Source organism: Allobosea sp. 2KB_26 (genome assembly GCF_052115715.1).
Classification (GTDB): Bacteria; Pseudomonadota; Alphaproteobacteria; order Rhizobiales; family Beijerinckiaceae; genus Allobosea.
Map to the genome: position 1 here is coordinate 1 of NZ_JBFRHE010000026.1, position 12,521 is coordinate 12,521.

The window sequence follows — 12,521 nt, forward strand, 5'->3', positions numbered from 1 at the left end:
CTGGCCCCGATCTGGGTGCGCAAGATGCCGAAGAAGGATGCCGAGGAGATCGGCATGCACTATCTCAAGCGCGTCAAGATCCCGGAGCAGGCGCTGAAATATCCGGGCCAGCTCTCGGGCGGCCAGCAGCAGCGCGTCGCGATCGCGCGCTCGCTCTGCATGAGCCCCAAAATCATGCTGTTCGACGAGCCGACCTCGGCGCTCGACCCCGAGATGGTCAAGGAGGTGCTCGACACCATGGTGAGCCTGGCGGACGAGGGCATGACCATGCTCTGCGTCACCCATGAAATGGGCTTTGCCCGCCAGGTCGCCGACCGCGTCATCTTCATGGATGCCGGCCAGGTCGTCGAGATGAACGAGCCCAACGAGTTCTTCAAGAACCCGCAGCACGAACGCACCAAGCTCTTCCTCAGCCAGATCCTGCACTAAGCCGGGCTGGACCGGCAAAGGCGTGCGGATGGGTGCCGGAGACAGCCTATTGATACAAACATGATCGGATGCGGCGCTCCGATCCGTCGAGGCTTGTCGCCCTTTCTCCTCGGCATAGCGCACCTCTGTGCCCGAGCGCGGGCGCAGCCGCCACGATCGCGCGAAATCCGCTTTCGGCCACGATCATCCTAGGAGTCTGCTTTGGTATCGCGCTGTTTCCACTTCGCGCAGGCAGATATCTAGCCGAGCAAGCAGCATATCGACATCTTCGGCCTCGACTGTCAGAGGCGGCCTGATCTTCAGGATATTGTCCGCCGGTCCTTCGCGCCCGATCAGGATGCGCATGTCGCGCAACCGGTTCACGACATAGTCCGCGGCCGCCGTCGCCGGGGTGCGGCTGTTGCCATCCGTGACCAGATCGACGCCCAGGAACAGGCCAATGCCGCGGACGTCGCCGATGACCGGGTACTTCTCGCCCAGCGCCTGCAGACCGGTGAGCAGGCGCTCGCCCATTGCCTTCGCGTTGGCCGCCAGCCTTTCGTCCTCGACGATGTCGAGCACTTCGGCAGCGATCAAGCAGGACAGGGTCGAGCCGCCGAAAGTCGAGAAATATTCCGGTCCCTCTGCGAAACGGTCGGCAACGGCGCGGGTCGTGATCACTGCACCGATGGGATGGCCGTTGCCCAGCGGCTTGCCCAGCACCACGATGTCGGGCCGCACGGCCTGCTGCTCGAACCCGAAATAGAAGTCGCCGAGCCGGCCCAGCCCGGTCTGCACCTCATCGGCGATGCAGATGCCACCGGCCCGACGGATGCGCTCATAGACCTGCGCGAGGTAGCCCGGCGGCGGGATGATCTGGCCGCCGACGCTCGGGAAAGTCTCCGCGATGAAGCCGGCCACCTTGCCGCCCCGCCGTTCGATCGCTGCCAGAGCCTCGTCGACCTGCTCGGCATAACGCAGCGCCCTGTCGGGATCGTCGCGTCGGAACCGCCCGCGATAGTCATCCGCGACGTCGACCAACTGCACCCATGGCTTGCGGCCGCCCATGCCGGGCTTGTTGAATTTATAGGCCGAGATGTCGATCGCACCGGTGGTGTTGCCGTGATAGCCGTGATCGGGCGTGACGATGTCGTAGCCGCCGCTGGCCGCGCGTGCGAGGCGAAGCGCGAGTTCGTTCGCCTCCGAACCCGAATTGACGAAGAAGCAGATCTCCAGCTCCTCGGGCAACTTCGCGGTCATGCGCTCGGCCAGCGCGACCTGAGCCGGGTGCAGGTAGCGTGTGTTGGAGTTCATCCGCGCCAGCTGGTCGGCCGCAACGGTCCGGATGCGTGGATGCGCATGGCCGACATGGGGAACGTTGTTGTAAGCGTCGAGATAGGGCCGTCCCATCTCATCGAAGAGGTGGTGGCGCCAGCCGCGCAGGAAGGTGACGGGGCGCCGATAGCTGAGCTTGAGATTGGCGCCGAACCGGGCCTTGCGCTCGGCCAGTAACGCAGCTTCATCGATCGGCCGATAGGCGGCCCGGTCGTCCGGAAGGTTGAGCAGCGCAGCCGGATTGGGGCAGATCGCCTGCCAGAGCTCCCAGTCGTCCGGGTCCGCGACACCTGGCCAGTCATGGCCCATTCCGTCCAGCGTCAGGGCGAGCTGGAAATGCAGATGCGGTTCCCAGCCGCCGTTCCCGTCGGGTGTTCCCAGCCGCGCGAACACTTCGCCCGCAGTCACCTCGCGGCCGGGACGAAGCGTCTCGCACAGAGCCGGGTCGAGATGGCCGTAGAGCGTATGGAAGACGTCGCCCTCGGGGGTCTGGTGCTCGAGGATCGCAACGCCGCCATAGTCGAGATGGCCGGTGCGGTTCTCCACCATGGCCACCCTCCCCGCCAGCGGCGCATGGATCGGTTGCCCCGCCGGGGCGAAGACGTCGATGGCCATGTGGATGGTACGCCGGTTCGACGCCCGCCACGGTCCCTTGCGGAAAGCGCGGTCCGTGTAGACCAGCCTTGGCTCGCCATATTGCCCGAGCCAGCGGCCCCCATCCGAACCGTTGCGCGGGCCGAGATGGCGGGCCTCGTCTGTACGCAGGTTGAACGGGTCCTGGGGCACCGTGCTCGCCGCGACCGAGAGCTGGCCGACGGATACGTCGTCCAGTGCCTCGCCGATCACCGGGGCAAAGGTTCCCCTCTGCCGGTCGAGCCAGGCGGCCACGCGGTCTGCCGAGTCGGTTGCCGGCAGTCCGCATGCGACGCGCAAGCGCGCCCGCATGAGCGCGCCGTCGAGCGCTGCGTTCTCCAGCAACCGCCAGGCGGGTGCCTGCGAGATGGTCACATAGGCGTCGCCGGGGCGTCCGGCCGCTTCGATCGTCGAGTTCACGACGCTGACGGCAAGACGCGTGCGCAGCAGCAGCCAGATCAGGTCGATCTCGGCTGTGGTCAGCGGCGAGGCGCTGTGATAGCCCGCGACCAATGCCGCAAGGGCCGCCTCGGGCGTCTCATGGTCGAGGATCGCATAAGCGCCGGCGATCGCCAGTTCGCAGACCCTGGGGCCGACCGCCATATCGCCGAAATCGATCAGCCCGCTGATGCGCGTCGGCTCCGCGAGGCCTGGCACGACAAGGATGTTGAAGTCGTTGAGATCGTTATGGATCACCTGCGATGGCAAGGCCCTCAGCGACGGGAGCGCGGCCTCGTAGTCGGCCAGGATGTCCTCGATCAGCCGGCGACGCGCGCCGTTTCCGAGGACATCGAGATGCGCGCCGATCCAGCCCGCCTTCGTCAGGTCCCATTTTGCCGCATCCGCCGTGGCCGCCCCTTCGAACCGGGCAAGCGCAAGATCGAGCCGCGCGGCCAGTGCGCCAAACGACGACAGGACCGCCAGCTGCTGCGGCCCTGCCTCGCCCATCGGGATGCCTTCAAGCGCTCGCTGGACCCACACCATCCTCGGTTGCCGGCGGTCGTCCGCGACATGCTGCCAGGCACGACCGTCCCGTGCCGGTAACACCTGCGGCAGCGGCAGCGTGGGATCGGCCGTGAGGGCGTGAGCGATGGCCGCGCATTGCTGCTCGACCAGAGCGGCATCGCCATGAGGGCGCATCGCCTTGATGATAATATCGCCTTGCGGGGCTGCAGCGCGGAAGTTCAGGTCATGCTCGCCGCCAAGCTGCCGCAGCACCCCTGTGCCCCCGAACTGTTCCGCGATGGCGCGCAACCAATCGTGGTTCATCTGAAATCTCCTGAACTCATGGCGCGCTTCGACGACGCTTGCCGTGAGGGCTGGAGCCCCAAGGCAATGAGCGCGCCCGGCGCGGGGGGCTCAACCGACCCGGATATCGTCTCGCAGGCGCATCTCGTTCAAGGGCCGGACAGACGGGTCGATCAGGAAGAAGGGTTGAGCTGCGCGAGCGCCAGCCCGTGCAGCGTGCGGTCACCGGCGGCGGCGATCTGTCCCTTCCACGAAAGGTCGATGGCTTTGCCGGACCAGTCCGACACGACACCCCCGGCTCCCTCGATGATGGCGATCGGGGCGAAGACGTCGAAGGCGTCCAGGCCGCCGTCAACTGCGATGTCGGTATTGCCGCGCGCCAGACAGCCATAGGCATAGCAGCTGCCGCCGTATTGGGTGAAGGCGACGGTCCGATCCAGCCGGTCAACCGCACTCCGCTCGGTCTCAGTCAGGAAGCGGGGGTTGGAACTCGTCAGGAAGGCCTGCTCCAGCGAGCTGCGAGGCCTGCAGCGAATAGGTCGGCCGTTATGCTCCGCGCCGGCTCCGGAAATGCCGGAGAGGCGCTCGCCGGTCGCCGGCAGGTCCATCAGCCCCAGCCAGGGGCGACCTGCGCGCGCGACGCCGATCAGGATGCCGTAGACCGGGATTCCGGCAATGAAAGCGGCGGTGCCGTCGATCGGGTCGATGACCCAGACGAATTCGCGATCCAGCCCGTGCGAGCCGAATTCCTCGCCCAATATGCCGTGGTCGGGATAGGCGACCTCGATGCGCTCGCGCAGGCGCTTTTCGATGGCGCGGTCCGTGGCGGTGACGAAGCTCTGGTCGGCCTTGATGTCGATCTTGTGGGCCGTGCGCAAGGCCTCGGAAACGATGGCGCGGCCCTCGTCGGCGAGTTGCTGGGCGAATGACAGGAGTTCGGAAGCGATGGGGTCGGTCATGTCTGTGCTCAATGTGAAAGGATCTGGCCAAGGAATTGCCGCGCGCGTTCGCTCTTCGGCTTCGAAAAGAAGTCCTCGGGCGCGGCGGCCTCGACGATCTCGCCGGCGTCCATGAAAATGATCTTGTCCGCCACGGACCGGGCAAAGCCCATCTCATGGGTGACGCACACCATCGTCATCCCGTCGCGGGCGAGGTCGCTCATCACGTCCAGCACCTCCGAGATCATCTCCGGATCAAGGGCCGATGTCGGTTCGTCGAACAGCATGACCTGCGGGTTCATGCAGAGCGCACGGGCGATCGCCACGCGCTGCTGCTGGCCGCCGGAAAGCTGGCTGGGATACTTGTCGGCCTGGTCGGCGATGCGCACGCGTGTGAGATAGGTCATCGCCGTATCGCGCGCGGCCGCCTTATCCTTCTTGCGCACGAGGCGTTGGGCCAGCATCAGGTTCTTCAGCACCGTCAGATGCGGGAACAGGTTGAAGCTCTGGAACACCATGCCGACCTCGCGGCGCACGGCGATGGAGCTGCGCTCGCCTTCGAGAACGACGTCGTTGACCGTGATGCGGCCACTGTCATGCGTCTCCAATCCGTTGATGCAGCGGATCATCGTCGATTTGCCCGAGCCGGACGGCCCGCACACGACCAACTTCTGCCCCTTGGCGACGGTGAGGCTGACGTTCTTCAGCGCCTGGAACGCCCCGAATTGCTTGCATACATTGTCCAGAACGATCTGCTCCGGCGGTGTCATGCGGATGCCCCTCTCTTCGTGTATTTGCCGAGGTAATCTTCAAGCTTGCCAAAGCCGACCTGGAAGACCCACGCCATGGCCAGGTAGATCAGTGCCGCCGCGATGAAGATCTCGAACGGGGCGAAGGTGTTGGACACGATCGTGCGGGCAACCCCGGTGATATCGAGAAGAGTGACCGTGCTCGCCAGGGCCGTTGCCTTCATCATTGAGATGAACTCATTGCTATAAGCCGGCAAAGCGAGGCGCACGGCGATCGGCGTCACGATATAGATGAAGCGTTGCGGGGCACTCAGGCCAAGCGCTCTCGCCGCCTCGTTGACGCCCTTGTCGACCCCCAGAACGCCGCCCCGCAGGATTTCGGATATGTAGGCGGAGCTGTTGAGCGAGAGCGCGACGACGCAGCAGCCGAAAGGCTCGCGTAGCACCGGCCACAGCACGCTTTCCCGGACGAAGTCGAGCTGCGGCAGCCCGTGATAGATGATGAAGATCTGCACCAGGATCGGCGTACCGCGCAGGAAGTAGATATAGCCCATGGCCGGCCAGGCGAGGTACCAGCGGCCGCTGATGCGCATCAGCAGGATCAGAACGGCAAGCACCAGGCCAATCGCCGTCGAATAGGCCATCAGCTTGAGTGTAATGCCGAGCCCCGCGGCGATCTGCGGCAAGCTCGACAGGATGAGGTTGAAGTCGAAGTTCATCGCACCCTCTCCAAATGGCTGTTCGCATACCGCTCCAGCCACCATGTCAGGATGGTGATGACCGTCGTGATGGCGAGGTAGATCAGCGCCACGGTCATGAACATCAGGAAGGGCTTATGGGTGACGGCGGTCGCCATCTGGCCGACGAAGACGATTTCCTCCAGCCCGACGATCGAGATCAGGGCGGTGTCCTTCATGATCGACAGCATGTGATTGCCAAAATTCGGCAGCGCGAGCCGCCACATTTGCGGCATGCGCACGTAGAAGAAGGTCTGGCCTTTGGTTAGCCCCAGCGCGTGGGCCGCCTCGACCTGGCCGTGCGCCACGCCCATGAAGGCGCCCCGGAACGTCTCGGTCATATAGGCTCCGACGATCAGCCCGATCGCGATCGCGCCAGCCCAGAAGGGCGGGACGTCGACGAACTTGATCTGCGGATCGTAGATCTGGGCGATCCGGGTCAGCACCACGGCCGTTCCGAAATAGAACAGCAGCAGCACCACGAGCTCGGGCGTGCCACGAAAGACGACCGTATAGGCCTTGGCGAGAACCTGCGCCGCCCGATTGCGGGAGAGCTTGGCGCTCGCGCCAAGCAATCCGAAGATGACGGCGAGGACCAGCGAGGCCGCGAAGACCTTCAGGACCATCACGGTCCCGAAGAAGAAATCGTCCCACCAGCCGGAAAGTGCGGCCATGTATCATTCCCCCCGATCATGGCGGACCGGCACGGCCGGACCGCCATCAGCCATGCTCAGTTGACGCCGACGCCCTTCCAGTTCTCGGGGCTGATCGAGAAGGGGAAGTATTTGTGGCCGTATTTCTCGAGCGAGCCGTTTTCGATCAATGTCTTGAGTGCGCCGTTGACGCGCTTGACCAGATCCTCCTGGCCCTTGCGGATGCCGATGCCCACGCCCGTGCCGAAATACTCCCTCTCGTCGATGGCGGGTGAGACGAACTCGAACTTCGCTCCCTGATCAGTGCTGAGGAATTCGAGATAGGCTTTCATCGGATTGGTGATGGCGACATCGACACGGCCGTTGCGCAGGTCGAGCAGCATGGCCTGGGCGCCGTCGTAGAGCCGGATATTGGCGCCGGGCAACTTTGCTTCGATCCACTTCGCGTAGGTGGACGCACGCTCGACGCCGACCGTGAGGTTCTTGAAGCTGCTCTGTATCGGCTTACCCTTGTCGTCAAAGAGCTTGAGATCCTTCCCCTTCGGACCGAGGAACCGCCCGATCGAGACGCGATAGGGGACCGAAAAGTCCATCTTCTGGAGCCGCTCGTCGGTGATGGACATCGATGCGACGATGAGGTCGAACTTGTTGGTCAGCAGCGCTGGGATCATGCCATCCCATTGCTGGCAGACATATTGGAGGTCGGCGCCGATGAGTGCCGCGACGCCCTTGGCGACGTCCACGTCATAGCCGGTCATCTCGCCGCCGGGCGCGCGGAAGTTGAACGGCGCATAGGTGCATTCCATGCCGACCCGCAGCGTCTCCGCCTGGGCAGTCGCGGTCGCGATCGCGCTGACCGCCGCGAACGCTGCCGAAAGAACCAATTTCCTCATCGTCATAGCGGCTCCCCTTCTTTGATTATCGCCGATATTCGAAGTCGTGCCGACGAGCGTCGCCCCCCGCACACAGCTAGCCGGCATACTATTCCAGCGTTTCCGGCGCGGGTGTTATCCCCCTCAGGGAGGATGGTGCGGCGGTGAGGAGGCTGCGTAGTTTCGCGGCATCGTGCTCGTTTGCCTGGGAGGCCGGTCTTGAAATTCGTGCGCATGCCGATCGAAATTGAAGCGCCAGAGCAGCTCGGATACGATACGATCCGTCGGAATCTGTCAGAAAGTTCGGTCGCCGACCGCAGGTTGGGCGAACTCAACGTCAAGCTGGACGATGTCCTGCTCTGCTATGGCGATCATAAGGGCAGCATCGACCTGAGGGATTCGGTGGCGAGCCTCAGTGCCGGTCTCGACGCAGAAGACGTCCTCATCACGGCCGGCGCCTCGGCCGCCCTCTTCATGGTCGCCACCTCGCTTCTGGATAGGGACCAGCATCTCGTCGTGGTGCGCCCGAACTACGCGACGAACATCGAGACGCCGCGCGCGATCGGCTGCGACATCACCTTCATTGATCTCGATTTCGAGTCGGGCTTCCGCTTGGATATCGATCGGATCGAGGCGGCGATCCGGCCCAATACCAGATATGTTTCGGTAACCTATCCGCATAATCCCAGCGGCGTGATGATCTCGGAGGCCGAGCTGCGCGCCATCGTCGCCCTCGTCGAAAAGAAGGGCTGCTTGCTCCTGTTCGACGAGACCTATCGTGAGATGACATTCGGCCAGATGCTACCGGTGGCCGCGACGCTCAGCCCCCGCGTGATCAGCGTCTCCTCGCTGTCGAAGACCTATGGCATTCCGGGTATCCGCATCGGCTGGCTGATCTGCCGCGATCCAAAGCTGATGCAGCTCTTTCTTGCCGCCAAGGAGCAGATCGGAATCTCGGGCAGCATGATCGACGAGTATGTCGGCTACATCGCGCTGAGCCAGCGCAGGGACTGGCTCGAGCCCAACAACCTGTTGATCCGCAAGGGCTTCGAGCTGGTGAAGGCATGGATCGAACGCGACGAGTTCGTCGAATGGGTCGAGCCCCAAGGCGGCTGTGTTTGCCTGCCGCGGATCAGGCCTGATGTGAAGCTCGATCTGCCGACCTTCTATCATCGTCTTTACAGTGTCCATGGCACCTATGTCGGTGCCGGACGCTGGTTCGAGATGCCGGACAACTATTTCCGCGTCGGCTTTGGCTGGCCGACGCTGACGCAATTGTCTGAGGGCCTGGATGGCATTTCCGCGGCGATCCGCGACGCCAGGGGCTGAGGAAGGCCGGTTCTGCCGCCCGCCGCAGGATCATGCCTGCGGCCGGCGGTCTCGTTCAGCGTGCGGGGACTATACTTGCCGCTCCGCTGGAGCGGCTCGACACCTCATCCTGCCTCTGGAGCGACATCAGGAACAGAGAGAACAGCTCCTGTTGCGTGGAAAGGCCGAGCTTGGCGTAGAGGTTCTGGCGGTGGGTCTTCACCGTCGTCACCGAAATGCCGAGATTGCGGCTGATCGACTCGCCCGAATGGCCCTTCAGGATCAGGTGGGCTACATCGCATTCGCGCGGGCTGAGTTTCCCTTTGCCGAAATCGCCCAGCAAGAGGTCGAAGGAGGCCCAATGCGTGTCACGCTTGCTGTCCTGGCGGCAATGCTGCCAGATTCGGCGGTAGATTGCCCCGATCAGAGGCTCGATGGTCCGCAGTGCCTCGCAGTCGGCATCGGAGAACCCGCCTAGGCTGGCCAGCCGATAAAAACTGATCTCCGCCAGCTCGTCCTGGGGGAGTTCGACGGCGACGACCACCTCCTCCATCCCCGCCGGCCAGCCATAGGTGCGGTAGCCGAGTTCCTCGTCCACCTGTTGTTGGACCTTGAAGTGCCGGTAGTGGTCGGAGGTGAAATAGGCGTCCGGTGCGAGCTCCCGCAAGCGGTAGATGCCCGCTTTCAGCCCGTTGAGATAGGCATTGTAGACCGGATTGAGGATGTAGGTTCCGGCGATGTAAAGCTCGAGCGCTCGCTTTCCGGAGCGGTTGGCGAAGGTGTCGGCCACATAGACGGGGGCGGCCTCGCGCCGATAGACCACCGACATCGCCAGCTTGAAGGGGACGATGCGGTTGATCGCGTCCAGAAGCAAATAGGGGCTGTCGGAACGATCGAACCGATCGATTGCGCGAGCGGCATCCAAGCTGAATGCCGCGATCATGCCCGCGTGTATCTCCCGATTCAACGCACTCAGTCCTCGTCCAGCTGCGTGACCCGCCTGTACTGCCGCCGGACTCAGGCTAGCATGGCCGCATCCTGCCCAACAATCTTGGCAATCGCAGCAAGGGTCCGGTCGATCTCTTCGATCGTGTTGTAATGGGCGACACCCAGCCGAACGACGCCTTCGTCTTCGTCGAGCCCGAGCAGGCGCGCAGGCTCGAGCGCATAATTGTGCCCCGACCAGGCGCAGATGTCCTGCTCCGCCAGAGCTTTCGCAATGACATGGGTCGAGACATGCGCATGCGTGAAGGAAATCGTTGGCACCCGGTGAGCGAGGGAGGCTGCATCGGTGATGCCGCGGACGGTGACATGGGGCAGCAGCAGGAGCCCCTCGATCAGGCGGCGCGACAGCACGTCCTCATAGGCCTCGAAGCTGCGATAGGCGCCCAAAAGCTTCTCGCGACGCGTGCCGTGGTGGCCGGTGGCCTCACCCAGCCACTCGAGATAGTCGACCGTGGCGGCAAGTCCGGCCAGAAGCTCCGTCTGCGGGGTGCCCGTTTCGAAGCGCTCCGGCAGGGCGTCGCTGGCGCAACGACACTTGTAGGGCTCCAGTTCGGCCAGCAGGCTCTCGCGACCCCATACCATGCCAAGGTGCGGGCCGAAGAACTTGTAGGACGAGCAGGCCAGGAAATCGCAGCCCAACGCGTGGACTTCGGGAAGCCGGTGCGGCACCAGCTGCACCGCGTCGACATAGACCAATGCGCCGGCCTGCTTCGCGATGGCCGTGAGTGCGGCGACGTCGTTGATAGAGCCCGTCATGTTGCTGGCATAGTTGAGGGCGAGCAGGCGCGTGCGGTCGCTGAGGAGTGGCCTGAGGTCCTCCGGCTCGATGCGCCAGCTGTCACGGTTGAAGGGCAGCCATTTGACCTCCAGCCCCAGGTCCCGCGCCATCAGCAGCCAGGGCGAGACGTTGCCCTCATGTTCCATGCGGGTGAGGATGATCTCGTCGCCGGGCCGGAACCGCCTGCCGATCGAGCGGGAGAGCTGCAGCGTCAGCGTGGTCATGTTCTGGCCGATGACGATCTCGCGCTCGGATGCCGCCCCAAGCAGGTCGGCCACCGCCCGGTGCGCCTTGAGCCAGATGGCATCAGCCCGCCTGGAGCCGGCGAAGAAACCGCCCAGATTGCTGCTGGCACAGGCCATGGCTGTGCTGACCGCGTCGATCACCTGCTGCGGGACCAGCGTTCCGGCGGGATTGTCGAGATAGATCGGCGGATTGGCGACCTTGGACAGAGCAGGAAATCGGCTGCGCACACTCTCGACGGGGAACGTCTTGGACGGGGCTTGATCGTTCATTGCATAGCCTCGGATAGGATGCGGAGTGGACCCGCACCGCCTGTCATCGTGCGGATCCCAGCTACCCCATTCGATCTCTTGCGCACCATCATCCCTAAGGGGGAGGTCGCTGAGCCGGCGCGATTTGATCCGCGCGCTGTCCGTCGTCAGACGATGTGCTCAGGAACGGAGGTGCTGGCTCATCTGGGTTTGAGGTTAGACCCCCCTGTGGACGACATCCGGTTTCGGGCATGTCAGGTTTTGGCGCAATCGGGGGCGCGCCTGGCTCACGTGACGAACGTCCGCTTTCCACCCGCCTGCGACCTCGGGAGGTCTGCCTATGGGTGAAGCCTGGCAACCTTCCGCGAGCAGGAAGGACGGCCGGGCCACCCCGATCCGCGGCTTCACATCACGCGAGGCTGGCGGCACCTACGCGTTCCACGCGCCGGACGACAAGGACTACTCCATCTGGTTCCAGAGCGAGGGCCAGAAGTACAAGGCCCGGGTGATCTACCACGGCGAGCCCGGGGACAATCTGGCGGCGCTGCCGCTCGTGTCCGGGCCGTTCATGAACGCGCCCGGTGGCCATGACGGGCTGGTCGAGATCCGCCATCCCGGCTCGGAGCGGGCACCGCTAGTGCTCGACTACCGCAGCGCGGGGCGGCCGAGGCGCATCGACAACCGCGCCAGCGATCCCCTGCCCTGGATCGAGCGGGCGATCGCGCTGTTCGAGATCGCACAGCATTTCGCCGAGACGGCGCGGCGCAAGGACGCGTTGGCCGCGACGGTCGATGCGGTGCAACTCTATGACGAGTTCCTGCGGCTGAACACCGACCAGAACGGACCGATGCTCGCGCCTGCCGTGCTGCGGGCGCTGGGCGTGATGGGCGTGGATTTCAGCGTGCCGGAGGGCGAACTGAAGGAATGGCTGGCGAACCCGCTTTTCACGCCATACCCGGCGATGGCCCAGGCGCTCCTGCTGTTGGGGCGGAAACTGAAAGCTCCGGTCTTCCTCGACGTGATCACCCACAATTACGAGAACACGACCGGCGTCACGTCGCCGCGCACCGTCGCGGGCGTGCGGCTTGATCGGCTGAAGGCTGCCATTCTGGAGGCCTCGAACGTGCGCCATGGAACGAATGTAGGAGATTTCGAACAACTCCTTGTCCCGATCGCTGCATGATCCGTCACCGCGGCCTCGCCCACTCCGGAACGGAATCGACGTGATGCCGCGCGACCATGCCGGCCGAGCCTTGATCGGGGGCTGAGCCGCATATCGATGCCCCAGCGCGGGGAGCCCCCCAGTGAAACCGGCCCGCCGGGGCGAGGCACATTGCAGAACTTAAGCTAAAATAATATATGG

11 protein-coding genes are annotated in these 12,521 nt (G+C 64.2%); 3 read left to right on the top strand and 8 right to left on the bottom strand.

The window, feature by feature from the left end; genetic code table 11:
* Positions 1 to 429: amino acid ABC transporter ATP-binding protein (locus AB4099_RS32610; RefSeq protein WP_441481120.1), on the top strand; the 429-nt coding region annotated here is incomplete at its 5' end.
* A 183-nt stretch (positions 430 to 612) separates the two neighbouring features.
* On the opposite strand, the gene AB4099_RS32615 is transcribed toward AB4099_RS32610, so the two are convergent.
* The 6 genes from AB4099_RS32615 to AB4099_RS32640 all read right to left on the bottom strand — a co-directional run bounded on the left by AB4099_RS32615 (position 613) and on the right by AB4099_RS32640 (position 7,594).
* The gene (locus AB4099_RS32615; RefSeq protein WP_441481121.1) at positions 613 to 3,645 is read right to left on the bottom strand and encodes an aminotransferase class III-fold pyridoxal phosphate-dependent enzyme; all 3,033 of its coding nucleotides are present in this window, start codon (positions 3,643 to 3,645) and stop codon (positions 613 to 615) included.
* A gap of 152 nt (positions 3,646 to 3,797) precedes the next feature.
* The gene (locus tag AB4099_RS32620; protein WP_441481122.1) at positions 3,798 to 4,583 is read right to left on the bottom strand and encodes an inositol monophosphatase family protein; all 786 of its coding nucleotides are present in this window, start codon (positions 4,581 to 4,583) and stop codon (positions 3,798 to 3,800) included.
* An 8-nt stretch (positions 4,584 to 4,591) separates the two neighbouring features.
* Entirely contained in the window at positions 4,592 to 5,332 is a 741-nt protein-coding gene (locus tag AB4099_RS32625) for an amino acid ABC transporter ATP-binding protein (RefSeq protein ID WP_113514317.1), read from the bottom strand.
* Positions 5,329 to 6,030, bottom strand: coding sequence for an ABC transporter permease (locus AB4099_RS32630; protein WP_441481123.1), 702 nt, complete (start codon positions 6,028 to 6,030; stop codon positions 5,329 to 5,331). The genes AB4099_RS32625 and AB4099_RS32630 overlap by 4 nt, the downstream gene beginning before the upstream one ends.
* On the bottom strand, positions 6,027 to 6,722 hold the full coding sequence (locus AB4099_RS32635; RefSeq protein ID WP_113514321.1) for an ABC transporter permease: 696 nt from the start codon (positions 6,720 to 6,722) through the stop codon (positions 6,027 to 6,029). Before AB4099_RS32635 ends, AB4099_RS32630 begins: the two co-directional genes overlap by 4 nt.
* A 56-nt stretch (positions 6,723 to 6,778) precedes the next feature.
* Entirely contained in the window at positions 6,779 to 7,594 is an 816-nt protein-coding gene (locus tag AB4099_RS32640; RefSeq protein WP_441481124.1) for a transporter substrate-binding domain-containing protein, read from the bottom strand.
* Positions 7,595 to 7,801: 207 nt separating this feature from the next.
* On the opposite strand from AB4099_RS32640, the gene AB4099_RS32645 reads away from it, so the two are divergent.
* Positions 7,802 to 8,902, top strand: coding sequence for a pyridoxal phosphate-dependent aminotransferase (locus AB4099_RS32645; protein ID WP_441481160.1), 1,101 nt, complete (start codon positions 7,802 to 7,804; stop codon positions 8,900 to 8,902).
* 55 nt (positions 8,903 to 8,957) lie between these two features.
* Here AB4099_RS32645 and AB4099_RS32650 read toward each other — a convergent pair whose 3' ends face one another.
* The gene (locus AB4099_RS32650) at positions 8,958 to 9,824 is read right to left on the bottom strand and encodes a helix-turn-helix domain-containing protein (protein ID WP_441481125.1); all 867 of its coding nucleotides are present in this window, start codon (positions 9,822 to 9,824) and stop codon (positions 8,958 to 8,960) included.
* 74 nt (positions 9,825 to 9,898) lie between these two features.
* On the bottom strand, positions 9,899 to 11,179 hold the full coding sequence (locus AB4099_RS32655) for a cysteine desulfurase-like protein (RefSeq protein ID WP_441481126.1): 1,281 nt from the start codon (positions 11,177 to 11,179) through the stop codon (positions 9,899 to 9,901).
* Positions 11,180 to 11,498: 319 nt separating this feature from the next.
* On the opposite strand from AB4099_RS32655, the gene AB4099_RS32660 reads away from it, so the two are divergent.
* Entirely contained in the window at positions 11,499 to 12,341 is an 843-nt protein-coding gene (locus tag AB4099_RS32660) for a hypothetical protein (protein WP_441481127.1), read from the top strand.
* Positions 12,342 to 12,521 lie beyond the last annotated feature (180 nt).

Excerpts from the sequence above, each read along its gene's own strand:
- AB4099_RS32615 (WP_441481121.1), bottom strand. The coding sequence starts at position 3,645 with ATGAACCACGATTGGTTGCGCGCCATCGCGGAACAGTTCGGGGGCACA.
- AB4099_RS32620 (WP_441481122.1), bottom strand. The coding sequence starts at position 4,583 with ATGACCGACCCCATCGCTTCCGAACTCCTGTCATTCGCCCAGCAACTC.
- AB4099_RS32625 (WP_113514317.1), bottom strand. The coding sequence starts at position 5,332 with ATGACACCGCCGGAGCAGATCGTTCTGGACAATGTATGCAAGCAATTC.
- AB4099_RS32630 (WP_441481123.1), bottom strand. The coding sequence starts at position 6,030 with ATGAACTTCGACTTCAACCTCATCCTGTCGAGCTTGCCGCAGATCGCC.
- AB4099_RS32635 (WP_113514321.1), bottom strand. The coding sequence starts at position 6,722 with ATGGCCGCACTTTCCGGCTGGTGGGACGATTTCTTCTTCGGGACCGTG.
- AB4099_RS32640 (WP_441481124.1), bottom strand. The coding sequence starts at position 7,594 with ATGAGGAAATTGGTTCTTTCGGCAGCGTTCGCGGCGGTCAGCGCGATC.
- AB4099_RS32650 (WP_441481125.1), bottom strand. The coding sequence starts at position 9,824 with ATGATCGCGGCATTCAGCTTGGATGCCGCTCGCGCAATCGATCGGTTC.
- AB4099_RS32655 (WP_441481126.1), bottom strand. The coding sequence starts at position 11,179 with ATGAACGATCAAGCCCCGTCCAAGACGTTCCCCGTCGAGAGTGTGCGC.
- AB4099_RS32660 (WP_441481127.1), top strand. The coding sequence starts at position 11,499 with ATGGGTGAAGCCTGGCAACCTTCCGCGAGCAGGAAGGACGGCCGGGCC.